Annotated in this window: 20 protein-coding genes and 2 pseudogenes; 18 read left to right on the top strand and 4 right to left on the bottom strand. The window is 73.2% G+C overall.

From position 1 onward, the window contains the following. The first annotated feature begins 45 nt into the window (after nucleotides 1–45). Complete coding sequence (locus ABTY56_RS23685; RefSeq protein WP_350630985.1) at nucleotides 46–705, top strand: trimeric intracellular cation channel family protein; 660 nt, start codon at nucleotides 46–48, stop codon at nucleotides 703–705. On the opposite strand, the gene ABTY56_RS23680 is transcribed toward ABTY56_RS23685, so the two are convergent. Continuing rightward, nucleotides 611–1,378, bottom strand: a complete 768-nt coding sequence (locus tag ABTY56_RS23680; RefSeq protein ID WP_350630984.1) for an IclR family transcriptional regulator — start codon at nucleotides 1,376–1,378, stop codon at nucleotides 611–613. The two genes, ABTY56_RS23685 and ABTY56_RS23680, sit on opposite strands and share 95 nt — an antisense overlap. A 198-nt stretch (nucleotides 1,379–1,576) precedes the next feature. Between ABTY56_RS23680 and ABTY56_RS23675 the strand changes: the two genes are divergently transcribed. The 3 genes from ABTY56_RS23675 to ABTY56_RS23665 all read left to right on the top strand — a co-directional run bounded on the left by ABTY56_RS23675 (nucleotide 1,577) and on the right by ABTY56_RS23665 (nucleotide 5,254). Then, nucleotides 1,577–2,758, top strand: a complete 1,182-nt coding sequence (locus ABTY56_RS23675; protein ID WP_350630983.1) for a cysteine desulfurase family protein — start codon at nucleotides 1,577–1,579, stop codon at nucleotides 2,756–2,758. A gap of 71 nt (nucleotides 2,759–2,829) precedes the next feature. Next, nucleotides 2,830–3,966 (top strand): tRNA 2-thiouridine(34) synthase MnmA, encoded by a 1,137-nt coding sequence (mnmA, locus tag ABTY56_RS23670; RefSeq protein WP_350630982.1) that lies wholly within the window; start codon nucleotides 2,830–2,832, stop codon nucleotides 3,964–3,966. Nucleotides 3,967–4,087: 121 nt separating this feature from the next. After that, nucleotides 4,088–5,254: an alpha/beta hydrolase family protein gene (locus tag ABTY56_RS23665; RefSeq protein WP_350630981.1), complete on the top strand. Its 1,167-nt coding sequence runs from the start codon at nucleotides 4,088–4,090 to the stop codon at nucleotides 5,252–5,254. 165 nt (nucleotides 5,255–5,419) lie between these two features. Here the strand turns inward: ABTY56_RS23665 and ABTY56_RS23660 are convergent, their stop codons facing one another. Beyond that, nucleotides 5,420–6,013 carry an MBL fold metallo-hydrolase gene (locus tag ABTY56_RS23660; RefSeq protein WP_350630980.1) on the bottom strand — a complete coding sequence of 198 codons (594 nt, stop codon included), beginning with the start codon at nucleotides 6,011–6,013 and terminating at the stop codon, nucleotides 5,420–5,422. A gap of 81 nt (nucleotides 6,014–6,094) precedes the next feature. On the opposite strand from ABTY56_RS23660, the gene ABTY56_RS23655 reads away from it, so the two are divergent. The 3 genes and pseudogenes from ABTY56_RS23655 to ABTY56_RS23645 form a co-directional block, all read left to right on the top strand. Next, nucleotides 6,095–7,108 carry a GlxA family transcriptional regulator gene (locus ABTY56_RS23655; RefSeq protein ID WP_502893173.1) on the top strand — a complete coding sequence of 338 codons (1,014 nt, stop codon included), beginning with the start codon at nucleotides 6,095–6,097 and terminating at the stop codon, nucleotides 7,106–7,108. Beyond that, nucleotides 7,105–7,410: a hypothetical protein gene (locus ABTY56_RS23650; RefSeq protein WP_350630979.1), complete on the top strand. Its 306-nt coding sequence runs from the start codon at nucleotides 7,105–7,107 to the stop codon at nucleotides 7,408–7,410. Before ABTY56_RS23655 ends, ABTY56_RS23650 begins: the two co-directional genes overlap by 4 nt. Continuing rightward, a pseudogene (locus ABTY56_RS23645) lies at nucleotides 7,392–7,661 on the top strand (Uma2 family endonuclease); the annotation flags it as partial. The gene ABTY56_RS23650 and the pseudogene ABTY56_RS23645, both read left to right, overlap by 19 nt. Nucleotides 7,662–7,681: 20 nt before the next feature. On the opposite strand, the gene ABTY56_RS23640 reads toward ABTY56_RS23645, so the two are convergent. Then, nucleotides 7,682–8,194, bottom strand: a complete 513-nt coding sequence (locus ABTY56_RS23640) for a hypothetical protein (RefSeq protein WP_350630978.1) — start codon at nucleotides 8,192–8,194, stop codon at nucleotides 7,682–7,684. After that, nucleotides 8,191–9,126, bottom strand: a complete 936-nt coding sequence (locus tag ABTY56_RS23635) for an SAM-dependent methyltransferase (RefSeq protein WP_350630977.1) — start codon at nucleotides 9,124–9,126, stop codon at nucleotides 8,191–8,193. Before ABTY56_RS23635 ends, ABTY56_RS23640 begins: the two co-directional genes overlap by 4 nt. 98 nt (nucleotides 9,127–9,224) lie before the next feature. Here ABTY56_RS23635 and ABTY56_RS23630 point away from each other — a divergent pair, with 98 nt between their 5' ends. The 11 genes and pseudogenes from ABTY56_RS23630 (at nucleotide 9,225) to ABTY56_RS23580 (ending at nucleotide 23,571) form a co-directional block, all read left to right on the top strand. After that, complete coding sequence (locus ABTY56_RS23630; RefSeq protein ID WP_350630976.1) at nucleotides 9,225–9,749, top strand: LOG family protein; 525 nt, start codon at nucleotides 9,225–9,227, stop codon at nucleotides 9,747–9,749. 13 nt (nucleotides 9,750–9,762) lie between these two features. Continuing rightward, nucleotides 9,763–10,452 (top strand): SDR family oxidoreductase, encoded by a 690-nt coding sequence (locus ABTY56_RS23625; RefSeq protein WP_350630975.1) that lies wholly within the window; start codon nucleotides 9,763–9,765, stop codon nucleotides 10,450–10,452. Nucleotides 10,453–10,558: 106 nt separating this feature from the next. Continuing rightward, complete coding sequence (locus tag ABTY56_RS23620) at nucleotides 10,559–11,569, top strand: methionine synthase (protein ID WP_350630974.1); 1,011 nt, start codon at nucleotides 10,559–10,561, stop codon at nucleotides 11,567–11,569. Between the two features lie 19 nt (nucleotides 11,570–11,588). Further along, nucleotides 11,589–13,877, top strand: a complete 2,289-nt coding sequence (ligA, locus tag ABTY56_RS23615) for an NAD-dependent DNA ligase LigA (RefSeq protein WP_350630973.1) — start codon at nucleotides 11,589–11,591, stop codon at nucleotides 13,875–13,877. A gap of 384 nt (nucleotides 13,878–14,261) precedes the next feature. Next, a pseudogene (locus ABTY56_RS23610) lies at nucleotides 14,262–16,007 on the top strand (putative bifunctional diguanylate cyclase/phosphodiesterase); the annotation flags it as partial. 268 nt (nucleotides 16,008–16,275) lie between these two features. Next, nucleotides 16,276–16,572 carry an Asp-tRNA(Asn)/Glu-tRNA(Gln) amidotransferase subunit GatC gene (gene gatC / locus ABTY56_RS23605; protein WP_030057414.1) on the top strand — a complete coding sequence of 99 codons (297 nt, stop codon included), beginning with the start codon at nucleotides 16,276–16,278 and terminating at the stop codon, nucleotides 16,570–16,572. A 5-nt stretch (nucleotides 16,573–16,577) separates the two neighbouring features. Continuing rightward, the gene (gene gatA, locus ABTY56_RS23600; protein ID WP_350630972.1) at nucleotides 16,578–18,086 is read left to right on the top strand and encodes an Asp-tRNA(Asn)/Glu-tRNA(Gln) amidotransferase subunit GatA; all 1,509 of its coding nucleotides are present in this window, start codon (nucleotides 16,578–16,580) and stop codon (nucleotides 18,084–18,086) included. Then, nucleotides 18,083–18,343, top strand: coding sequence for a hypothetical protein (locus ABTY56_RS23595; protein WP_350630971.1), 261 nt, complete (start codon nucleotides 18,083–18,085; stop codon nucleotides 18,341–18,343). The genes gatA and ABTY56_RS23595 overlap by 4 nt, the downstream gene beginning before the upstream one ends. 82 nt (nucleotides 18,344–18,425) lie before the next feature. After that, complete coding sequence (gene gatB / locus ABTY56_RS23590) at nucleotides 18,426–19,937, top strand: Asp-tRNA(Asn)/Glu-tRNA(Gln) amidotransferase subunit GatB (RefSeq protein WP_350630970.1); 1,512 nt, start codon at nucleotides 18,426–18,428, stop codon at nucleotides 19,935–19,937. 293 nt (nucleotides 19,938–20,230) lie between these two features. Next, a complete protein-coding gene (locus tag ABTY56_RS23585) occupies nucleotides 20,231–20,389 on the top strand; it encodes a hypothetical protein (protein ID WP_350630969.1) in 159 nt (52 codons plus the stop codon). Nucleotides 20,390–20,523: 134 nt separating this feature from the next. Further along, nucleotides 20,524–23,571, top strand: a complete 3,048-nt coding sequence (locus ABTY56_RS23580; RefSeq protein WP_350630968.1) for a helix-turn-helix transcriptional regulator — start codon at nucleotides 20,524–20,526, stop codon at nucleotides 23,569–23,571. Nucleotides 23,572–23,996 lie beyond the last annotated feature (425 nt).

Genomic DNA, 23,996 nt, shown 5'->3' with positions numbered 1-23,996 from the left:
GACCGCAGGCGGAGGGGAGGATTCCGGACAAGTCATAGTTGTGTGGTGACCTCGCAGATCTTCCCCTCCGACGTGCAGCAGTCGCTGGACCTCGTCGGCATCTTCGTCTTCGCCCTCTCCGGGGGCCTGCTCGCCGTCCGCAAGAACATGGACATCTTCGGGATCTGCGTCCTGGCCGAGGTCACGGCCCTCGGCGGCGGGGTGATGCGCGACCTGGTGATCGGGGCGACCCCGGTCGCCGCCTTCACCAACCTCGGCTACTTCGTGACCCCGCTCGTCGCCGCGCTGGTGGTGTTCTTCCTGCACCCCGAGGTCGAGCGGATCAACCGCGCGGTGCAGACCCTGGACGCCCTCGGGCTCGGACTGTTCTGCGTCACCGGCACCGCCAAGGCGCACGACTACGGGCTCGGCGCGGTCGCGGCGATCGCGCTCGGCATGGTCACCGCGGCCGGCGGCGGCGTGATCCGCGACGTGCTGGCCGGCGAGATCCCCTCGCTGCTGCGCTGGGACCGGGAGATCTACGCCGTCCCGGCCCTGGTCGGCTCCGCGCTGGTCGCGCTGCTGATCGGCGTGGACCGGCTCACCGGAGTGACCGGCACCGCCGCCGCGCTCACCGCCTTCGGCCTGCGGATGCTCGCCCTGAAGTACGGCTGGCGTGCCCCGCGGGCCTGGCACCGCAACGGTTCTCGCACCAGCGAGGAGTAGGCGAGCCGCCGTACGCGAGCGAGATCGCCTCGGCCGTGCACAGCAGTTCCGGCACCATCCGGGCGAGTTCGGCCGGCGGCACCTGCCCGGCCGGGGCGCTCAGCGCGCAGGCCGCGACCGTCCGCCCGCCGCTGCCCGCGACCGGCGCGGCCACGCAGGTCACCGGCTCCCGGTGCTCGGCCGACTCCGCCGCCCAGCCCCGGCGGCGCACCGCTGCCAGCTCGGGCTCCTCGGGCGCACCGTCCGTCGGCAGCCCGGCCAGCAGCACCCGGCCCACCGCCGTACCCGTCACCGGGGCCCGGCGTCCGATCCGGGACGGCCCGGCGGCCGACGGCCCGGCGACCTCGTCCAGGTACAGCACCTCGCCGTCGTGCAGCACGGCGAGCCGGACGGTGAACCCGCAGCGGGCGTTGAGCTCGGCCAGGTACGGCGCGGCCACCTGCCGGACGTCGAAGTCCTCCAGCGCCCGGTGGGCCAGCGACAGCACCCGGCCGCCGAGCCGGTAGCGCAGGTCGGGCTGGCGCCGGGCGAAACCGTGCTCTTCCAGGGTGCGCAGCAGCCGCAGCGCGGTGGACTTGTGCACCCCTAGGCTGCTCGCGGCCTGGTCGAGGGAGAGCGGTGCCTCGCCGAGCGCGCCGAGCAGGGTCAGCGCGCGGTCGACCGACTGCGTCATGGCGTCCCCCGTGGATCCGGCTGAGAAGTGGCGTCAGGCTAACCGCTTCGGGGCGCAGTGGTACAAACCGGTGCGGACACGGGCGTCCGGAAGTGGTTCAGACCACTGTCCGCCCGGTGCCGGACCGTACGCGCGATGGCCGGATCGATGCGCAGGCCTGGAGGGCCGCACGGTGCCGCCCTCTACAATCGGATGGTTATGCCATACCTGGACCATGCGGCGACCACGCCGATGCTGCCCGAGGCGATCGCCGCGATGTCGGCGCACCTGGGGGTGGTCGGCAACGCCTCGGCCCTGCACGCGGCCGGCCGCCGGGCCCGCCGGGTGGTCGAGGAGTCCCGCGAATCGCTGGCCGAGTCGCTGGGCGCCCGGCCGAGCGAGATCGTCTTCACCGGCGGCGGCACCGAGTCCGACAACCTGGCGGTCAAGGGCCTCTACTGGGCCCGCCGGGACGCCGACCCGGCCCGCACCCGGGTGCTGAGCAGTCCCGTCGAGCACCACGCGGTGCTGGACGCGGTGCACTGGCTCTCCGAGCACGAGGGCGCGTCCGTCGAGTACCTGCCGGTGGACGCGGACGGGCGGGTGCACCCGGAGGCGCTGCGCGCCGCGATCGAGCGGGATCCGGCGTCGGTGGCGCTGGTCACCGTGATGTGGGCCAACAACGAGGTCGGCACCGTCCAGCCGGTGCGCGAACTCGCCGCCGTCGCGGCCGAGTACGGCATCCCGATGCACGCCGACGCGGTGCAGGCGCTCGGTCAGCTCCCGGTCTCCTTCGCCGAGTCGGGGCTCACCGCACTCACCGTCACCGGCCACAAGATCGGCGGTCCGTTCGGCATCGGCGCGCTGCTGCTCTCCCGCGGCGCCAAGCCCGTACCGCTGCTGCACGGCGGCGGCCAGGAGCGCGACGTGCGCTCCGGCACCCTGGACGCCCCCGGCGCCGCCGGCTTCGCGGCCGCCGCGGCCTGGGCCGTGGCGCACCGGGACGAGCAGGCGGTGCTGCTCGGCGGGCTCCGGGACGCACTGGTCTCGGCGGTGCTGGCCGCCGTGCCCGACGCGGTGCTCAACGGCGACCCGAAGCCCGAGGGCCGGCTGCCCGCCAACGCGCACTTCTCCTTCCCCGGCTGCGAGGGCGACGCGCTGCTGATGCTGCTCGACGCGGCCGGCATCGAGTGCTCGACGGGTTCCGCGTGCACGGCCGGGGTGCCGCAGCCCAGCCACGTCCTGCTCGCCATGGGCGTCGACCCGCTGCTGGCGCGTGCGTCGCTGCGGTTCTCGCTCGGGCACACCTCGGTGCGGGAGGACGTCACGGCGCTCGCGGAGGCCATCGGGCCGGTCGTCCAGCGGGCGCGCAACGCCGGGCTGGCGTCGGTGCGGCGGTAGCTCCGCCGGTTCGGCAAAGGGTTCCGTACGGGGCCGGGCATGGCCGGGGGCCCCGTACGCTTGTACTCACCATGACTGACTTCCCGGGTGCCCCGACCACTCCGTCCACCGGCCGCCTGCGCGTGCTCGCGGCGATGTCCGGCGGAGTCGACTCCGCCGTCGCCGCCGCCCGCGCCGTCGAAGCGGGCCACGAGGTGACCGGCGTCCACCTGGCGCTGTCCGCCAACCCGCAGTCCTTCCGGACCGGGGCGCGCGGCTGCTGCACCATCGAGGACTCCCGGGACGCCTGGCGGGCCGCCGACGTGATCGGCATCCCGTTCTACGTCTGGGACCTCGCGGAGCGCTTCCGCGAGGACGTCATCGACGACTTCGTCGCCGAGTACGCCGCCGGGCGCACGCCCAACCCGTGCCTGCGCTGCAACGAGAAGATCAAGTTCGCCGCGCTGCTGGACAAGGCGGTCGCGCTCGGCTTCGACGCCGTCTGCACCGGCCACTACGCCCGCATCGTCGACCTGCCGGACGGCTCGCGCGAACTGCACCGGGCGGTGGACGGCGCCAAGGACCAGTCGTACGTGCTCGGTGTGCTCGACGCGGACCAGCTCGCCCACTCGCTCTTCCCGCTCGGCGACACCACCAAGGAGGAGATCCGGGCGGAGGCCGAGCGTCGGGGCCTGGCGGTCGCGAAGAAGCCCGACAGCCACGACATCTGCTTCATCGCGGACGGTGACACCCAGGGCTTCCTGGCCAAGCACCTCGGTACGGCGACCGGCGACATCCTCGACGTCGACGGCACCAAGCTCGGCGAGCACGACGGCGCGTACGGCTTCACCATCGGCCAGCGCAAGGGCCTGCGGATCGGCCGCCCGGCGGCGGACGGCAAGCCGCGGTACGTGCTGGACATCTCGCCGGTCGACAACACCGTGACGGTCGGCCCGGTCGAGGGCCTGGACGTGACCGGGCTCACCGCCATCCGCCCCCGCTGGTGCGGCACCGAGCCGTTGGCGGACGGCCGCTACACGGCCCAGCTGCGCGCCCACGGCGAGGAGGTGCCGGTCTCCGCGTCGGTGGTCGACGGCGAGCTGCGGGTCCGGCTGGACACCCCGGTGCGGGGGATCGCCCCCGGTCAGGCGGTGGTGCTGTACGACGGCACCCGCGTCGTCGGCTCCGCGACGATCGCCACGACCGAGCGGCCGGCCGTCAGCGCCTGAAACGGACTCAGCGGCGTCATCCGCACGGATGACGCCGCTGAATCGTCCGGATGACCACGGCCGGAGATTGCATCAATCGGGCTGATCCGGGGGCCCGGGCCGCGAACCTAGTCTCACGGTCATGAACCGAACCCGCCGTATCGCGGCCGTCGCGGCCCTCGTTCTCGCCCTGCCCCTCCCGATGGCCGGGGCCGCGACGGCCTCGCCGTCGCCGTCCGCCGTCGCTTCGGCCCCTGCCGCCTTCCACGGCGAACTGCCCCGCCCGACCGGGCCGTACGCGGTCGGCGAGGAGGTGCTGCACCTGACCGACCAGGACCGCACCGACCCCTGGGTGCCGTCGGCCGGGCCGCGGCAGCTGGCGGTGTCGATGTTCTACCCGGCCCGGCAGGGCACCGGCGTCCCCGCTCCCTACATGACCCTCGGCGAAGCACAGAACTTCGTGGCGACGCGCGTTCCGCCGGGCACCGGACTCCAGCCGCAGGACGTCGCCGCCACCAGGACCTACGCCTACACCGACGCGAAGGCCGCCGGCGGGACGTTCCCGCTGGTCATCCTCTCGCCCGGCTTCGAGAACCCCCGCGCCACGCTGACCGGCCTGGCCACCGACCTGGCCGCGCACGGCTACGTGGTGGCGCTGGTCGGCCACACCTACGAAGACTCCGGCGAGACGCTCGCCGACGGCACCACCCCGGGCTGCGCGCTGTGCGACAGCGGCGCCCCGGACACGCTCCCCGACAGCCGGGCGAAGGACGTCTCGTTCGTCCTGGACCGACTGACCGGGCACCACCCGGCCTGGCGCCTGGCGCACCTGATCGACCGCGACCGCATCGGCATGGCCGGACACTCGATCGGTGGCGCGTCGGTGCTGTCGGCGATGGCCGACGACCGGCGGATCCAGGCCGGGGTGAACATGGACGGCACGTTCTTCCCGCCGGTCCCGGCCGACACGCTGGAGGGCCGCTCGTTCCTCCTGCTCGGCAAGCAGAGCAACCACACCGCCGACGGCGGGGACCCCTCCTGGGGGCAGGCCTGGGCCGGATGGAAGGGCTACAAGCCCTGGCTGGCCGTCGCGGGCACCACGCACGCCGGCTTCACGGACGTCCCGGTCCTCGCCACCGAGATGGGTCTGCCCCTCCCCCCGGGGACGACCACCTCACCGGAGCGCGGCATGCAGCTGACCCGGGAGTACGTCGGAGCCTTCTTCGACCGGACCCTGAAGGGCCTCCACCCGCCCCTGCTCGACGGCCCGTCGGCGACCAACCCGGAGGTGCTGTTCCAGCACCCGTGAGCGGTGGCCGGGCGGTACTCGGGGCCCGGCCGTCCGGTAGAACGGCAGGCCTGTCGCCCGACGCTGGACGAGGAGATCGTCACGACAGTTGCCCGGCGGCCTGCTTGCCGAGCAGGCCGCCGGGTGCGTGACTCTTCGCTGAGGTCGAGACAAGCAGTGGCCCTGCTACAGCGGCGGGTTGTCGTCGGCCGTGAACGGGGCGCCGTGGCCGGGGACGATGACGTCCGCCGCCGCGAGCACCCGGCGGCGGGAGGCCCGCAGGACCTCGCGGTCGGGGGCGACTGGGTCGTCGGCCGGGCCGTTCCGGTGCCACCACAGGTCGCCGGCGAAGGCGACGACGCCCGCGTCCGTTCCGGCCAGCAGGGTGATGTCCTCGTGGCTGTGGCCGGGGGTGCGGATCAGCCGCAGCGACGGAGTGAGTTCGTAGCCTTCGGCGTCGCGGTTGGTCCAGTGGTGGCCCCGGTACTCGACCTGGTGGTCGTGGACCCGGGCCTTCCCGAACAGGCCGACGTTCATGGTGTTGTCCGGGTGGTGGTGGCTGAGCACGACATCGGTGATGTCGTCAGGGCCGAGCCCCAACTCGCCGAGCGGGGCGAGGATGTCGTCGTGGCCGGCGACCATGCCCGGGTCGAAGATCACGTGCCGTCCCGCGTCCGCGACGTAGGAGACGGTGGCGGCGACCCCGGGGCCGGTGGAGCCGACGTATCCGGTGGTCAGGACCTGGTACTTGGCGCTGCGGCCGAGCGGTGCGTCGTTCATGCCCCGATCCTTTCGGACGGGTCGGCCCCCGACGAGTGGCACTGATGCCACTGATCGCAGGAAATGTGCCATCATCCGCGCATGGCATCCACGGCTCCCTTCACGACCGTCGCCGCGTACGTCCCGCCCGGCGTCGGCATGCTGGCCGTCGGCATCGTCGCCGAGGTGTTCGGCCCGCACGGGGAGGCGGCGCCGGGCTTCGACTTCGCCCTCTGCGCGGACCGGACGGGGAGCGTCCCGACCGACCTGGGCGTGCCGATCGCCGTCGAGCACGGCCTGGACCGACTGGCCGCCGCCGATCTCGTGCTCGCCCTGCCCGGCGCCGGATTCCGTACCCCGCCCCCTCCCGCCGTGCTCGACGCGCTGTCGGCCGCGCACGAGCGCGGTGCGCTGGTCGCCGCCCACTGCGTCGGCACGTTCGCGCTCGCCGCCGCCGGTCTGCTCGCCGGCCGCCGGGCCACCACGCACTGGCGGTTCGCCGGGTTGCTGGCCCGCACCTACCCGGACGTCACCGTCGAACCCGACGCGCTCTACCTCGACGAGGGGCGGATCGCCACGGGAGCGGGAGCCGCCGCGGGCTTCGACCTGTGCCTGCACCTGATCAGGCGGGAGCACGGAACGGCCCTGGCCAACCACATCGCCCGGGACATGGTGCTGCCTTCCCACCGCGACGGCGGGCAGGCCCAGTACCTGGCCGTGCCCGTCCCCGAGGACGGCCAGGACGAGCGCCTCGCCGAGGTGCTGGCCTGGGCCCGCGAGAACCTCCACGAGCCGCTGCCGGTCGCGGAGTTGGCGCAGCGGGCGATGATGAGCAAGCGCTCCTTCCTCCGCCGCTTCGCCGCGGCCACCGGCACCACCCCGCACGCCTGGCTGCGGGACCTGCGGCTGAGCGGCGCCGAGGAACTCCTGGAGACGACCGACCTGCCGGTCGAGGAGATCGCCCGCCGGGTCGGCTACGGCAGTGCGGCCGTCCTGCGCGAACAGTTCGTCCGCCGCCGGGGAGTCCCGCCCCGTAGCTACCGCCGGGCCTTCACCCGGGTGTCGGGTCCGGCGGCTACGGTTCCCAAGGCGCACCCTCCGGAGAGGACGACATGAGCTTCTACGAGCAGCACCGCGACTTCATCGAGGAGTTGGAGCGGATCGCCCCGGAGGGCGTCCGGATCGAATGGTCCGGAGACACGCTGATCATGCAGGCGCCGCCGTCCGGCATCCACCAGCTCAACCTGGCCCAGGTGCGCCGGCAGTTCGAGCAGCACGCTCCTGACGGCTACCTCCCCAGCGAGCGGAGCGGGATCGTCAGCCCGGACGTCTCCAAGGGGCGCGAGCCGGACCTGACGTACCTGCCGGTGAACGTCCTTTCCGAGCCGGGCAACAAGGCCCCGCCGCCGAGGCCCTGATCGCCGTCGAGATCGTCTCGCCGTCGAATCCGGGGAACGACTGGATGGACAAGCTGCACGACTACGCCGTGATGCGCATCCCGCTCTACCTGATCGTGGACCCGCGCCAGCAGACGGTGACGCTGTTCTCCGAGCCGAACCACGACCGCTACCACACGCGCAGCGACCGGAAGTTCGGCGATGCGATCGGCATTCCGGAGCCCTTCGGATTCTCGTTGAGCCTGTCGAAGCTGCTTCCGTACAAGGACTGATCGCTCCCCCCGGTCGGCCCCTACTGCACCTCGCCGTACCAGCGGCGGTGCACCAGGGGTTCGACGCACAGGACCGCCGCGCCCGCGACCGAGCCGACCAGCAGGGACGGAGTGCCGCCGCCGTTGAGGAGGGCACAGACGCAGGCGGTGGCGACGGCGAGCGGCCGCAGTAGCGTCAGCGGGCCGAGGCCGATGACCATCGCCAGGGTGCCGGCGCGGAACGGCAGGGTGAAGTAGGCGGCGAGGGAGAGCAGGACGGCGGCCGCGTAGACGGCCAGCGGGAGCAGGTAGCCGAGAGCGCCGGCGGTCAGGTCGGCGTACGTCCGCTCCCGGTCGGCGGCCGTCACCAGCAGCAGGCCCGCCACCACCGCAGGCGCGAGCAGCAGGACGGCCCCGACCGCGAGCCCCCGCCCGGCGGACCGGACGTTGCGCCGGTGCTTGCGGATCCGGGCGTCGCGGCCGGCGTAGGCGCGGAAGCCGCTGAACGCCGAGTCGACCAGGCCCAGCAGCAGGAGGGGCAGGGCAGGCGTCATCGCGCGGCCTCGCCCAGGTGCTCCGGGCCGACCAGCCGTCGGGCACGGCGTCCGAGGGCCTGCCGCAGCGGCTCCTCCAGGCCCGGCCGTACCCCGAGGACCGGCCGCAGCGTGGTGCAGAACGGGTTGGACAGCCCGCGCGGTTCATACATCAGCGCGCGCATGCCGGGCACCGCCGCCGCCCGCAGCAGCACCTCGTCGGGGTGGGCGCGCAGGGCGGAGACGACGCCGTCGTGGCGGCCGAGCGGGTGGCGCATCCGGGCGCGGTGGAAGACCCAGGCGCCGATGGGCGCGAGGCGGGTCGCGGCGATGTCGTAGTGGCAGAAGGCGAGTGCGGGGGAGGCGGCCTGGGCCCGGAAGAACTCGCCCAACGCGGCGGCGCCGAAGTGGTGCAGCACCCCGGTGGAGACGTAGACCGTCGCGGCTTCCGGCAGTTCGAAGGCGTTGCCGTGGACGAAGCGGCAGTCGAGCCCCTCCGCCCGGGCGAGGCGGTCGGCTTCGCCGACCAGTGCGGCGTTGAGGTCGACGCCGACGATCTCGACGTCGGGGCCGAGGGCGCCGGTGGCGGCGAGCCAGCGGGCGAGGTAGCCGAGGCCGCAGCCGATGTCGACCAGGCGGTACGGGCCGGGCCGGTCGCCGGCCGCCCGGATCGCGGTGAACAGCGGCCGGAGCAGGTGGACCAGGCGGGTGCCGATGCGCAGTTCCTCGCTCAGCCGCTGGAGTTCGGTGTGCACGCTGACGAGCAGCCGGTCCACGGCGTGCGGGTCGAGCGCGCCGTCCGGGTCGGCGGGCATCCCGGCGACGACCCGGGCCGCGCGTTCGTCCCCGTTCTCCCGCAGCTGCCGGACGACCTCGTCGCGACGGACCGGGAGCCGGCGGCCGTCGCGCGGGTCCACGGCCGTGATCAGGTCGGATATCTCAAGGTGGGGCACGCGCAGCACCCTAGGGGCTGCCGGTTCCGCTCGGTACCGGTGGCCGGGCGTAATGCCGGTGAACCCCGGCCGCGGGGCGTGATAGACCAGTGGGCACTATGAATATCTGCGTCTTCTGCTCCGCGTACTCGCTCGACGACCGCTACACCGCCCCCGCCGCGGAGTTCGCGCGGCTCCTGGGGGAGGGCGGGCACACCCTGGTGTGGGGCGGCTCGAACGCCGGGCTGATGGGCCTGCTCGCCGACGAGGTGAAGGCGGCCGGCGGCACGCTGGTCGGCATCATGGTCGAGATGCTGAAGCACAAGGGGTACGTCGGCGCCGACGAGCTGGTCATGACCGCCGACCTGGCCGCGCGGAAGGCGGAGCTGGCGGCCCGCGCGGACGCGATCGTCGTGCTCGTCGGCGGCCTCGGCACGCTGGACGAGGTCACCGAGGTGCTGGAGCTCAAGAAGCACGGGATGTTCGAGAAGCCGGTCGTCGTCCTGGACACCGAGGGCTTCTACGCGGGCCTGCGGACCCAGCTGGAGCGGATGGACGCCGAGGGCTTCCTGCCCCGGCCGCTCACCGAGCTGATCACCTTCGCGGACACGCCCGCCGAGGTGTTTGCGCAGCTCAAGGCCTGAGAGGATCGGACCCATGGCTGCACATCTGATCACCGGCGCCGGCTCCGGCATCGGCGCCGTCCTGGCCGGGAAGCTCGCCGAGCGCGGGGACGACCTCTGGTTGCTGGCCCGCGACGCCCGCCGGGCCGCCGAGCTGCGGGAGCGCTTCCCCGGTGCCCGCACCCTCGTCGGGGACCTCGGCGATCCGGCCAAGCTGTCCTGGGCCTTCGGGCACCAGCAGCTGCCCGTCACCCTCGACTCCCTGCTGCACGTGGCGGGCGTGGTCGAGCTGGGCACGGTCGGTGAACTGCCGGTCAAGGCGTGGCAGGAGACGCTGAACGTCAACCTGATCGCCCCCGCCGAGCTGACCCGCCTCCTGCTGCCCTCCCTCCGGCTCGCCAAGGGCCACGTGGTCTTCGTCAACTCCGGCGCCGGCCTCAACGCCCACGCCGAGTGGTCGGCGTACGCGGCGAGCAAGCACGGCCTGAGGGCGCTCGCCGACTCGCTGCGCCAGGAGGAGCACGCCGGCGGCGTCCGGGTCACCTCGGTGTACCCCGGCCGTACGGCGACCGCGATGCAGGTCAAGGTGCACCAGCAGGAGGGCAAGGAGTACGACGCCGCCCGCTGGATCGAGCCCGAGTCCGTCGCCAAGGCGGTCCTGGCCGCGCTCGACGCCTCCCGGGACGCGGAGATCACCGAGATCACCGTCCGCCCCGGGCGCTGACCCGGGCCACCGGAACCCCCGGCCACCGAACGCCCACGCCCCGGACCCGGGCACCGGACCCGGGTACCGGCGAACCGGGTCGGCGCCGCGCACTAGGCTCGGACGGGTGAGCACTCCACACGCCTTCCCCGACCTGCGCGGCGCCGCCACCGGCGTCGGCTCGCTGCCCGGCACCGACGCCCGGGAGGCCGCCAAGACCTCCACCGGGGCGCTGGAGCACCTGCCGTTCCTGCCCGAGCTGCCCGCGCGCGGCCCCGGCGCCGACATGATCGGCCGCGGCGCCGGCTTCCTGGTCGAGCTGTTCGCGCAGACCGAGCCCAGCGGCTGGCGGTTCACCGACCGCCCGGGCCGGGACACCCGGCGCGCCCACTCCTGGCTCGGCGAGGACCTGGACGCCCTGGAGGAGTTCACCCAGGGGTACGAGGGCGCGCTCAAGGTGCAGGCCGTCGGCCCGTGGACGCTGGCGGCGAGCATCGAGCTGAAGCACGGCGAGAAGGCGCTCGCCGACCACGGGGCGTGCCGGGACATCGCCGGCTCGCTCACCGAGGGCCTGCGCCGCCACCTCGCCGACGTCCGCAAGCGCATCCCGGGCGCGGAGGTCGTGCTCCAGCTCGACGAGCCCTCGCTGCCCGCCGTGCTGGCCGGTGCGGTGAAGACGGCCAGCGGCTTCCAGCGGCTGCGCGCCGTCGACCGGCAGGTCGCCGAGGAGGTGCTGCGGGAGACGATCCGCGGCCTGGACGCGCCGGTCGTCGTGCACAGCTGCGCGCCGGACGTCCCGGTCCCGCTGCTGCGCCGGGCCGGAGTCGCCGGGATCTCGCTCGACTTCTCCCTCCTCACCGAGCGCTCGGACGACGACCTGGGCGAGGCGGTGGAGGCGGGCACGATGATCCTCGCTGGTGTCGTCCCCGCCACTGACCAGGCGGTGTCGGACCCGGCCGGTAGTGTCCAGGGTGTCAGGACCTTGTGGCGCAGGCTCGGGTTCGCCCCGGAGCTGCTGGGCCGCCGCGTGCTGGTGACGCCGACCTGCGGGCTGGCCGGGGCCTCCCCGGCGTACGCGCGCAGGGCGCTGTCCCAGAGCGTACGGGCGGCGCAGAGCCTGGTGGACAACCCGGAATGAGAACGTAGGAGGGCTTGCGGTGACGGCTGTCGAGGGCTGGGAGGACGTCCCGGCGGAGGTGCGCCGGCGGCACGCGGAGCTGGCGCAGGAGATCAGCGACCACCGCGCCCGCTACTACGAGCAGGACGCCCCGGTCGTCAGCGACTCCGAGTTCGACGCCCTGATGCGCGAGTTGGAGGCGCTGGAGGCCGAGCACCCGGCCCTGGTCACCCCCGACTCCCCGACGCAGAAGGTCGGCGGCGCCCCGACGGAGCTGTTCGCCGAGGTCGAGCACCGCGAACGCCTCCTCAGCCTCGACAACGCGATGGACGACGACGAGCTCGCCGCCTGGGCCGAGCGCGTCGCCGGCGAGCTGCACGGCATCGACTACCACTACCTGTGCGAGCTCAAGGTGGACGGCCTGGCCGTCAACCTCACCTACGAGAACGGCCAGTTGGTGCAGGCGGCGACGCGCGGCGACGGCCGGGTGGGCGAGGACATCACCGCCAACGTCCGCACCATCAAGGAGATCCCGCACCAGCTCAAGGGCGAGAACATCCCCGAGCTGGTGGAGATCCGCGGCGAGGTCTACTTCCCGACCGAGGCCTTCGAGGCGCTCAACGCCTCCTTCGTGGCGGAGAACGAGCGCCGCCGCGAGGAGAACGAGGAGCGCGCCAGGGAGGGCAGGCGGCCCCGGGCGATGATCCGGCTGTTCATGAACCCGCGCAACGCAGCCGCCGGTTCGCTGCGCCAGAAGGACCCGCTGGTCACCGCCTCGCGTCCGCTGCACATGGTGGTGCACGGCATCGGCGCCCGGGTCGGCTTCGACATCGACAACCAGTCGCACGCCTACCGGCTGCTGCACGACTGGGGCCTGCCCACCGCCCGGCACAACGAGGTGGTGGGGACGCTCGACGAGGTGCGGGCCTTCGTCAAGCGGTTCGGCGAGCAGCGGCACTCGGTCGAGCACGAGATCGACGGCGTGGTCGTCAAGGTGGACGAGATCGCCCTGCAGGGCCGGCTCGGCGCCACCTCCAAGTCCCCGCGCTGGGCGATCGCCTGGAAGTACCCGCCGGAGGAGGTCACCGGCAGGCTCGCCGAGATCCGCGTCGGCATCGGCCGTACCGGGCGGGCCACCCCGTACGCGGTGCTGGCCGAGCCGGTGAAGGTGGCCGGCTCGATGGTGCAGTACGCGACGCTGCACAACCAGGAGGTCGTCAAGGCCAAGGGTGTGCTGCTCGGCGACACGATCGTGCTGCGCAAGGCCGGTGACGTCATCCCGGAGATCCTCGGCCCGGTGGAGAGCCTGCGGGACGGCACCGAGCGGGAGTTCGTGATGCCCTCGCACTGCCACGAGTGCGGGGCCGAGCTGCGGCCGATGGCCGAGGGCGACATCGATCTGCGCTGCCCCAACGCCCAGTTCTGCCCGGCCCAGATCCGCGAGCGGATCGCCTTCCTCGGGGGGAGGTCGAGCCTGGACGTCGAGGGCCTCGGCTACGTCGCGGCGACGGCGCTGACCCAGCCGCTGGAGCCGGCCGAGGCGCCGGTGAAGGACGAGGGCGACATCTTCGGGCTGACGATGGAGCAGCTGCTCCCGATCGAGGTGCTGGTCCGCGACCAGAAGACCGGCATGCCCAAGCTGGACGACCGCACCGGCGAGGAGAAGAAGGCCACCTTCTTCGCCAACCAGAAGGGCGAGCCCAAGAAGACCGCCGGAGTCCTGCTGGAGAACCTGGAGAAGGTGAAGGACCGTCCGCTGTGGCGGTTCCTCAACGGTCTCTCGATCCGGCACGTGGGCCCGGTCGCGGCGCAGGAGCTGGCCCGGGAGTTCCGTGACCTGGACCGGATCTTCTCGGCCACCGAGGAGGAGCTGGCCGCGGTCGAGGGCGTCGGCCCGATCATCGCCCGGTCCGTGGTCGAGTGGTACCAGGAGCAGTGGCACCGCGACATCCTGGAGAAGTGGCGCGCCGCCGGGGTCCGCTTCACCGAGGAGTTCGCGGACGAGGAGGAGGCGGAGCGCCCGCTGGAGGGTCTGACCGTCGTGGTGACCGGCACGCTGGCCGGCCACACCCGGGACGGCGCCAAGGAGGCGCTGACCTCGCGCGGAGCGAAGGTGACCGGTTCGGTTTCGAAGAAGACCGATTTTGTGGTCGCCGGTGACAACCCGGGATCCAAGTACGACAAGGCAGTTCAGCTCGGACTGCCCGTCCTGGACGACGCGGGCTTCGCCGTCCTGCTGGCCGACGGACCGGCCGCCGCCCGCGCCCACCTGGGACTTCCGGAGCCGGAGACGGCCGCCGAGCCGCAGGAGGCGCCCACCGAGGGCTGACCCGGAGCCGCCCCGAGCGGCGAGCCGCCGGATCCGTGTTGTTATCGTCCTGATGCAACGTCACCGGGTACGTGCAGTGAAAGCGGGCATTGTGTCACTGTGTGACACTCGTGCGCGGTGGCGCGTTTCCGGTTGTCCGAAAGTCTGCCCACCGGGTGGGCCCCGGCATACCCTGGTGCGCAACAGAGTGTCAGCAGGGGTGGGGGCACCGGCTGGGCCGGTGCTCCGCGGGGTCGCTCCATGCCCGGCAGCTGTCGGTACCGGCACGGTGCCTCACCGTAAGGCGGCCTGACGGGGCGGGCCCGACGGAGGACAGGGCTTATGGATCGTACGACCGGCGGCGCGCCCACACGCCCGCCGCAGGGGGTGGCGGGTGCGGTCCTGCTGCTCGGCGTGCTGCTGGCCGGTGCTGCGCCGCTCATCCCGCTGGCCGTCCTGGTCTACCGGTACGAACCCGAACTGCTGCCGCTGTTCGCGGTGCCCCTGGCCGTGCTGGTGGCGGCCTGGCGGATCGCCCGGGACCGCGCCCGCGACCAACTGACCGACCCGCTGACGGACCTGCCCAACCGTCAGGCCTTACTGCTGGCCGCCCAGGAGGCGATCGCCGAGTGCGACCAGGGGTACAGCGTCGGTCTCATCCTGCTTGATCTCGATCGCTTCCGATCACTCAATGACACACTGGGTCATACGGCCGGTGACCGGTTGCTGGTTCACATCTCCCGCCGACTGCACCGCGCACTGCGATCCGGCGGCCCGGCCGGCAGCGCCACCCGGGAGTCCATCGACGACGTCTTCGCCGGGCTGCCCCGGCACTACCGGCGCGGCCGCCCGATGGTGGCCAGGATGGGCGGCGACGAGTTCGCCGTCCTGCTGCCCGGCATCAACTGCCCGGACAGCCTGGAGCGGGTCGCCAAGGCGCTGATCGCCGAACTGGCCGCCCCGATCCGGCTGGACGGGCTGCTGCTCGTCCTGGAGGCCAGCGCCGGCGTCTGCGTCTACCCGCAGCACGCCCAGGACGCCGAGTCGCTGCTGCGCCGGGCCGACGTCGCGATGGGCCACGCCCAGCGCGGCTGCAGCGGCGTCGCCCAGTACGACGAGACCCAGGACGCCGACACCCCGTACCGGATCGGACTGCTCGGGGACCTGCGGCGGGCCCTGGAGACCGGCGAGGTGCAGCTGCACTACCAGCCGAAGGTGGCCTTCGACGGCCGGGTGGTCGGCCTGGAGGCGCTGCTGCGCTGGGAGCGCCCCGGCCAGGGCCGGGTCTCGCCGGACGAGTTCGTCGGGCTCGCCGAGTCCAGCGGCCTGATGCCCCGGCTCACCGACTACGTGCTGGAGGCGGCGGTCGGCCAGCTCGCCTACTGGCGCGACCAGGGGCTGCAGGTGCAGGTCGCGGTGAACGTCTCGCCGCGGGACGTGCTCAACCCCGGCTTCGCCCAGCGCGTCGCCGGCCACCTGGTGCGCCACCAGGTGCCGGCCCACGCGCTCCAGCTGGAGATCACCGAGCGCCTGCTGCTGGACGACTCCCGGCGGGCCGCCGACACCCTCGCCGAGCTGCGCGGCTACGGCGTCGGGATGTCCCTGGACGACTTCGGCACCGGGCACTCCTCGCTGGTGCGGCTGCGCAGCCTGCCGGTCGGCGAGCTGAAGATCGACCGCTCCTTCGTCTCCCGGATGGTCGCCGACGACCACGACGCGGCGGTGGTCCGCTGCTCGGTGGAGCTCGCCCATTCGCTGGGCCTGACCGTCGTCGCCGAGGGCGTCGAGGACGACGAGACCTGGGAACGGCTGCACTGCATGGGCGTGGACGCCGTCCAGGGCTGGCTGGTGTCGGCCGCGCTGCCGGCCGAGCAGGCCACCGCCTGGCTGCGGGTGCACCGCACCGGCGCGCCGCCGGTGGAGCGGCTGGGCGCGCCGCCCCAGCTGCGCGCCGGCCTCCAGTCTCTCCAGGGCGGCAAGCCGGTCCAGGGCAAGCCGATCGTCCAGCCGGCCATCCCGCCGGTGCTGCCGTCGGCGCTCCCGCCCGTCCTGCCGCCCGTCCTGCCGCCGGTGGTGCAGGCCGCGCAGGCCGCGCAGATGGAGATCAACTCGCCGGGAACGCAGAGTTGGGCGCGCTTCCGGCCGCAGTGACCGACGCCGTGCGGATGCGGTGACGGACGCCGTGCGGACGCGGCGACGGACGCCGTGCGGACACGGCGCCGGGGTGGTGGCGGGGAGGCCGACCCGGCGGTGACGGGCGGCTCGGCTCACTCGTTGGCCGGTGGCCGGGCCGGGCCCCATAGGATGGGGTCCAAAGACCACGAGGACGGAGCGCCGAACCCGGCTGCTCCTGCCCGGGCCCGGCACCGCCCGCAAGGCACCGCCGGGCCTCACCAGAACTCACCCTGAGGATCGCTGCATGCCTGGCATCACGCGCGAGGAGGTCGCCCACCTCGCCCGGCTGTCGCGTCTTGAGCTGAAGCCCGAAGAGCTGGACCACTTCGCCGAGCAGCTCGACGTGATCATCGGCGCGGTCGCCCGCGTTTCCGAGGTCGCCGGACAGGACGTCCCGCCGACCTCCCACCCGCTGCCGCTGACCAACGTCATGCGCGCGGACGAGGTGCGGCCCTCGCTCACCCCGGAGCAGGCGCTGTCCGGCGCCCCCGCCGCCGAGGAGCAGCGTTTCCGTGTGCCGCAGATCCTCGGGGAGGACTGACCGAGATGACCGAGCTGATTCGTACTCCCATCATCAAGTGGGACGCCGCCGAGACCGCGAGCGCCATCGCCAAGGGCGACGTGTCCGCCGTCGAGGTCGCGCAGGCGCACCTGGACCGCATCGACGCCGTCGACAAGAAGGTCAACGCCTTCCTGCACGTCGACACCGAGGGCGCGCTGGCCGCCGCCAGGGCCGTCGACGAGAAGCGCGCCAAGGGCGAGGAGCTGGGCCCGCTGGCCGGCGTCCCGCTCGCGCTGAAGGACGTCTTCACCACCAAGGGCGTCCCGACCACCTGCGGCTCCAAGATGCTCGAGGGCTGGATCCCGCCGTACGACGCGACGCTGACCACCCGTCTCAAGGACGCCGGCGTCGTCATCCTCGGCAAGACCAACATGGACGAGTTCGCGATGGGCTCCTCCACCGAGAACTCGGCCTACGGCCCGACCGGCAACCCGTGGGACCTCACCCGCATCCCCGGCGGCTCCGGCGGCGGCTCGGCCGCCGCGCTGGCCGCCTTCGAGGCCCCGCTGGCGATCGGCACCGACACCGGCGGCTCGATCCGCCAGCCCGGCGCCGTCACCGGCACCGTCGGCGTCAAGCCGACCTACGGCTCGGTGTCCCGCTACGGCCTGGTCGCCTTCTCCAGCAGCCTGGACCAGGGCGGCCCGTGCGCCCGCACCGTGCTGGACGCGGCGCTGCTGCACGAGGCCATCGCCGGGCACGACCCGCTGGACTCCACCTCGATCGACGCGCCGGTCCCGGCCGTGGTCGAGGCCGCGAAGATGCGCGACGTCCGCGGCATGCGGATCGGCGTGGTCAAGGAGTTCGCCGGCGAGGGCTACCAGTCCGGCGTGATGCAGCGCTTCGACGAGTCGGTGGAGCTGCTGCGCGAGCTGGGTGCCGAGGTCGTCGAGGTCTCCTGCCCGTCCTTCACCCTGGCGCTGCCGGCCTACTACCTGATCGCGCCGTCGGAGTGCTCCTCCAACCTGGCTCGCTTCGACGCGATGCGCTACGGCCTGCGGGTCGGCGACGACGGCACCCGCTCGGCCGAGGAGGTCACCGCGCTGACCCGCGAGGCCGGCTTCGGCGACGAGGTCAAGCGCCGCATCATCCTGGGCACCTACGCCCTGTCCTCGGGCTACTACGACGCCTACTACGGCTCGGCCCAGAAGGTCCGCACGCTCATCTCGCGCGACTTCGACGCGGCCTTCGCCGGCGTGGACGTGCTGGTCTCGCCGACCACGCCGACCACCGCCTTCCCGATCGGCGAGCGCGCCGACGACCCGATGGCGATGTACCTGGCCGACCTGTGCACGATTCCGTCGAACCTGGCGGGCAACGCGGCCATGTCGCTGCCGGTCGGCCTGGCTCCGGAGGACAATCTCCCGGTCGGCCTGCAGATCATCGCACCCGCGATGGCGGACGACCGCCTGTACCGCGTGGGCGGCGCCGTCGAGGCCGCACTCAACGACAAGTGGGGGCACACCCTGCTGGAGGAGGCACCGGCACTGTGAGCAAGACCGAGAAGGCCAAGGCCCAGTCCGCTTCCCTGAAGGGCTTCAAGCACAGCAAGCCCGGCCTGTGGCTGTCCATCGGCACCAGCGCCTTCGGCGCGATCTCCATCGCCAAGGACGTCCGCAAGGCCCGCGAGGAGAGCGACACCCTCAAGCTGGTCAACGCCCTGGTCGGCGCCGCGGCACTGATCACCGGCACCGCCCTGCTGGTGCGCGAGCTGCGCCGGCTGGGCTCCGACGACGTGCTGCTGGGCTGAGCCGAGCCGAGCTCCCAGGCCCGGCCCCGCGCGAGCGGCGGCCGGGCCCGTACCTCCCAAGCTTCAAGTGAGAAGGGACGCTGTGAGCGTCATGACCCTGGTCTCCTACGAGGACGCTCTGGCGTCGTACGACCCGGTGATGGGCCTTGAGGTCCACGTCGAGCTCGGTACCAAGACCAAGATGTTCTGCGGTTGCTCGACCGAGCTGGGTGCCGAGCCGAACAGCCAGACCTGCCCGACCTGCCTGGGCCTGCCGGGTTCGCTGCCGGTGGTCAACGCGATCGGCGTGGAGTCGGCCGTCAAGATCGGCCTGGCGCTGAACTGCGAGATCGCCGAGTGGTGCCGGTTTGCGCGGAAGAACTACTTCTACCCGGACATGCCCAAGAACTTCCAGACCTCGCAGTACGACGAGCCGATCGCCTTCAACGGCTACCTCGACGTGCAGCTGGAGGACGGCTCGACCTTCCGGGTGGAGATCGAGCGCGCCCACATGGAGGAGGACACCGGCAAGTCCAGCCACGTCGGTGGCGCGACCGGCCGCATCCACGGCGCCACCCACTCGCTGCTCGACTACAACCGGGCCGGCATCCCGCTGATCGAGATCGTCACCAAGCCGATCGAGGGCGCCGGCGAACGCGCCCCCGAGGTCGCCAAGGCGTACGTCGCCGAGCTGCGCGAGGTCATCCGCTCCCTCGGCGTCTCCGAGGCCCGGATGGACAAGGGCCAGATGCGCTGCGACGTCAACCTGTCGCTGCGTCCGAACGGCACCTCGACGTTCGGCACCCGCTCGGAGACCAAGAACGTCAACTCGCTGCGCAGCGTCGAGCGCGCCGCCCGGTTCGAGATCCAGCGGCACGCCACCGTGCTGACCGACGGCGGCACCATCGTCCAGGAGACCCGCCACTTCCACGAGGACAACGGCACCACCACCTCGGGCCGGATCAAGGACAACGCCGAGGACTACCGCTACTTCCCCGAGCCGGACCTGGTGCCGGTGGCCCCCGCCCGCGAGTGGGTCGAGGAGCTGCGCGCCGCCCTGCCCGAGCTGCCGCGGGTGCGCCGCGCCCGGCTGCAGGCCCAGTGGGGCCTGTCCGACAAGGACATGCAGTCCGTCCTCAACGCCGGTGCGGTGGAGCCGATCCAGGAGACCATCGCGGCCGGTGCCCCGGCCGACCAGGCCCGCAAGTGGTGGATGGGCGAGCTGGCCCGCCGCGCCAACGAGACCGGCACCGAGCTGAGCGAGCAGCCGATCACCCCGGCGCAGGTCGCCCGGGTCGCCGCGCTGGTCGCCGAGGGCAAGCTCAACGACAAGCTGGCCCGCCAGGTCATCGAGGGCGTGCTGGCCGGCGAGGGCGAGCCGGACGCGATCGTCGAGAAGCGCGGCCTGGCCGTGGTCTCGGACGACTCCGCGCTGGGCGCCGCCGTGGACCAGGCCATCGCCGAGAACGAGGCGATCGCCGCCAAGATCCGCGACGGCAAGGTCCAGGCCGTGGGCGCGCTGGTCGGCGCGGTCATGAAGGCCACCCGCGGCCAGGCCGACGCCGCCCGCGTGAAGGATCTGATCCTGGAGAAGCTGGGCGTGGAAGGACAGTAGGCACAGCCTGGAGAAGCCGGGCGTGTCCGCCTGAGCTGCCCTCCCAAGGGTTCCTAGGCTGTCAAGCCTGCCTTCCTAAGGCATCTAAGGCATCTAAGGCGCCCTAAGTAAGGCCTAAGGCCCGGTCTCACCTCCGTAATGGGGTGAGGCCGGGCCTTAAACCTTTTCCGGAGCCCGATCTAAGGCATCCGGGCCCGGGAAGATCGGGCACGCTCCCGATGCCGCACCCCCCACTGGGGGAGGAAGCTCTTACTCGTCAGCGAAACGCAGTGAAACCCACAAGGGGAACCGAAGTGATCGAGTACCAGACCTTCCAGCAACAGGCCCACGAGCTCGTGGCCCGCGCCGAGCACGAGCGCCTGGTCCGCGAGGCCAAGCAGGCGAGCCGCCTCCGGCAGCGCCCGGTGGCCACCCGCTTCCAGCGGCGCCCCGTGCGTCGGCCCGAATGCTGACGGTGCGGCACCAGGACGGTGCCGACGGAGTTCCGGAGGGGGAGACGCTGCGAGTGAGCGTCTCCCCCTCCGGGCGTTCGCCAGGGGAGATAACCCCTCGGCCGGTCCCCACCGGCTATGGCATGCTCGCCTCCATGCAGCAGATATCGGTCAGCCCCGTCTTCGTCGGCCGTGGCAGCGAGATCACCGAACTGACCGACGCGCTGCGCCGGGCGGGCACCGGCAGCCCGCAGGCCGTGCTGATCGGCGGCGAGGCCGGCGTCGGCAAGACCCGGTTGCTGGAGGAGTTCCTGCAGCGCGCCGCCGACCGCGGAGCGGTCACCTCGATCGGCAGCTGTCTGGAGGTCGGCGCCGAGGGCCTGCCGTACGCGCCGCTGGCCGCCGCGCTGCGCCGGCTGCACCGCTCGCTGGGCACCGACTTCGAGGCCGCCGCGGCCGGCAGCGAGGGCCACCTCGCCCGCCTGCTCTCCGAGTTCGGCGAGGCGGACGGCGAACCCAACGACGAGTACGGCCGGGCCCGGCTGTTCGAGCACACCGCGAGGCTGTTCGAACGGCTCGGCGCGGAACGTACCCTCGTCCTCGCCGTCGAGGACCTGCACTGGTCCGACCGCTCCACCCGCGAACTGCTCGCCTTCCTGGTGCGCACCCTGCACCGCTCCCGGGTGCTGCTGGTCGCCACCTACCGCAGCGACGACCTGCACCGCCGACACCCGCTGCGCCCCTTCCTCGCCGAGCTCGAACGGCTGCGCACCGTCCAGCGGTTGGAGCTGGAGCGGTTCGACCGCCGCGAGGTGGCCGCGCAGCTGGCCGGCATCCTCGGCACCGCCGCCCCCGACCGCCAGCTGGTGGACCGGATCCACCGCCGCTCGGAGGGCAACCCGTTCTTCGTCGAGGAACTGGCCACCGCGTTCCAGGACGGCTGCGGCGCCGGGCTGACGGACTCGCTGCGGGACATCCTGCTGGTGCGGGTCGAGGGCCTGGACGAGGAGGCCCAGCGGGTGGTGCGGATCGCCGCCGAGGGAGGCTCGCACGTCGAGCACGCCCTGCTGGCCGCCGTGCTGAACGACGACGAGGAAGCGCTGATCGAAGCGCTGCGCTCGGCCGTCGGCGCCAACATCCTGCGCCCGGACAGCGAGGGCGAGGGCTACCGGTTCCGGCACGCGCTGGTCCGCGAGGCGGTCTCGGACGACCTGCTGCCCGGCGAACGCCACCGGATCAACCGCAAGTTCGCGATGGCCGTCGAGGCCCAGCCGCAGCTGCTCTCCACCGACGCGCTGCCCGCCCGGCTGGCCAACTACTGGTACCACGCGCACGACCCGGCCCGCGCCCTGCCGACGGCCCTGGACGCCGCCCGCGCGGCCCGCCGCCGCAACGCCTTCGCCGAGCAACTGGGCATGCTGGAGCGGGCCCTGGAGCTGTGGGACATGGTCTCCGAGGAGGTGCTGGCGCACACCCTGCGCCCGTACGACTGGGCCGAGACCTACCCGCCAGGCTCCTGCGACCACAGTGCCGCCGACGAGGAGTGCGACCGGATCCAGCTGGAGGACGTGCTGGCCGAGGCGGTGGTCGCGGCCCGGCGCTGCGGCGACCGCGAGCGCGGCCTGAGCCTGGCCAAGCGCGGGCTGCGGCTGGTCGACGAGACGGTGCACCCGGTGCGCGCGGCCTGGTTCCGGATCAACCGGGCCCGGATGCTGGGCAGCCTGCGCCGCTCCGGCGACGAGGAGGAGATCGGCCACGCGCTGCGGCTGGTGGCGCAGCTGCCGCCGTCCGCCGTCCAGGCCGAGGTGCTCGCGCTCGGCGCCGGCTCGGCGATGCTCAAGAAGCCCGGCGCCGAGCACCTCGAACTCGCCGAGCGGGCGATCAGGATCGCCCAGGAGGTCGGCGCGCACTCGGTCGAGGTGCACGCCCGGATGACCCTCGGCGGCCTGCGCTACGACGTGCAGGGTGACGCCGAGGGCGGGCTGGCCGAGCTCGCCGGGGCGGTCGAGCGGGCCCGCCGGCTGGGCGTGCCCGACCTGCTGCTGCGCGGCATCAACAACCTGGCCAGCATGCAGCGCGGCCTGGGCAGGTCCGAGGACGCCGTCCGGCTGGCCCGCGAGGGCCTGGAGTTCGCGGACGGCAACGGCCTGCTGCGCAACGTCGGCACCATCCTGACCGGCAACCTGGTCGAGGCGCTGACCGACCTCGGGCGGGTCCGGGAGGCTACCGAGGTGCTCGCCGCCTGCGAGCTGACCAGTCTGAGCGGCACCCACGCCGAGTTCCTGGACCGGATGCGCGGCGAACTCGCCCTGCTCCGGGGCGACCTGCCCACCGCGGCGACCATGCTGGCGCAGGCCCGGGCGGCCAACCGGGTCGGCCAGGTCCAGCACAGCGTGCCGATCAGCCGTCTGGCGGTGCGGCTCGCCGCGCTCGGCGGCCGACCGCTGGACGCCCGGGCCGAACTGCTCGCCGCGCTGGCGGAGGAGGGGCGCCTCGGCCACGAGTCCGACGTCTACCCGCTGCTGGCCGAGGCCGCCGGGGTGGAGGCGGACACCCGGGGCCTGCCGGAGGCCGACGCGGGCCGGGCCGGGGCGTTGGCCGCGATCGGCGCGGCGGCCGGGCGGATGCGGCCCCGGGCGCCGCTGCACCACGGCTGGGCCCGGCTGCTGGAGGCCGAACTGGCCCGTGCCGAGGGCGCCGACACCCCCGAGCAGTGGGGTGCCGCGGTCGAGGCGCTGCGGCCGACCGGTCTGCCGTACCCGCTGGCGCTCGCCCTGCTGCGGGCCGGCGAGGCCGAGGTGCTGGCCGGGCGGCGCGAGGCGGCGGCCGAACTGCTGCGCGAGGCGGCCGAACTGGCGGCCGTCCGGGAGGACCGGACGCTGGGGGCGCAGATCACGGGCCTCGCCGAGCGGGCCGGACTGAGCCTCGCACCCGCCGAGCGGGCGGCGGCGGAACCGGCTCCGGCCGCGTCCGTCGGGGACTCCTTCAACCTCACCCCCCGTGAGCGGGACGTGCTCCGGTTGCTCGCGCGCGGCTGGACCAACCGGCAGATCGCCGAGGAACTGTACATCTCTCCGAAGACCGCAAGCGTGCATGTTTCCAACATCCTGGGCAAGCTCGCGGTCGGCGGCCGGGGCGAGGCGGCCGCGCTGGCGCACCGGCTGCGGCTGTTCCCGGACGATCAGGCCCTGTCAGGCCGCTGAGTCCCGGCCCGCCGCCGGGCCGGGAACACCGCCCCGTCGCCGCTCCCGGCGGCGGGGCGCCGCCGTGTGCTCCCGTGCGCGCCGCGTGAGCCCCCGCCCGCGCGCCGCCGCCAACCGGGCCGATCCGTCGGAATCGGGGGCATTTCCCCACCTCTGCGCCATTACTCTAAGTTGAGTGTGCGTGTCATTGAGTGACGGAATTGGTGTAGGGTCCATTTTGGGAGCATCGGTGTGGTGCGGTGGCCGGAAGGCCACCCACCCCCTGGGCCACCGTCCTGACGGGGCGCCAGGCCACCGCGTACGGCTGAGAGGTGCGCGTCCGGTGGCCCGTGGCCGGGGCGCGAGGCCCCGGGCCGGAGGGGGAGAGGCCGAGTGAGCTCCACCGATACGGTGCTGCCCGGAACCGGACGCCCGGGTGCACCGCC

This window comes from Kitasatospora sp. NPDC097691, assembly GCF_040302665.1.
Taxonomy (GTDB): Bacteria; Actinomycetota; Actinomycetes; order Streptomycetales; family Streptomycetaceae; genus Kitasatospora.
This window is presented reverse-complemented; position numbering and strand designations above follow the sequence as displayed.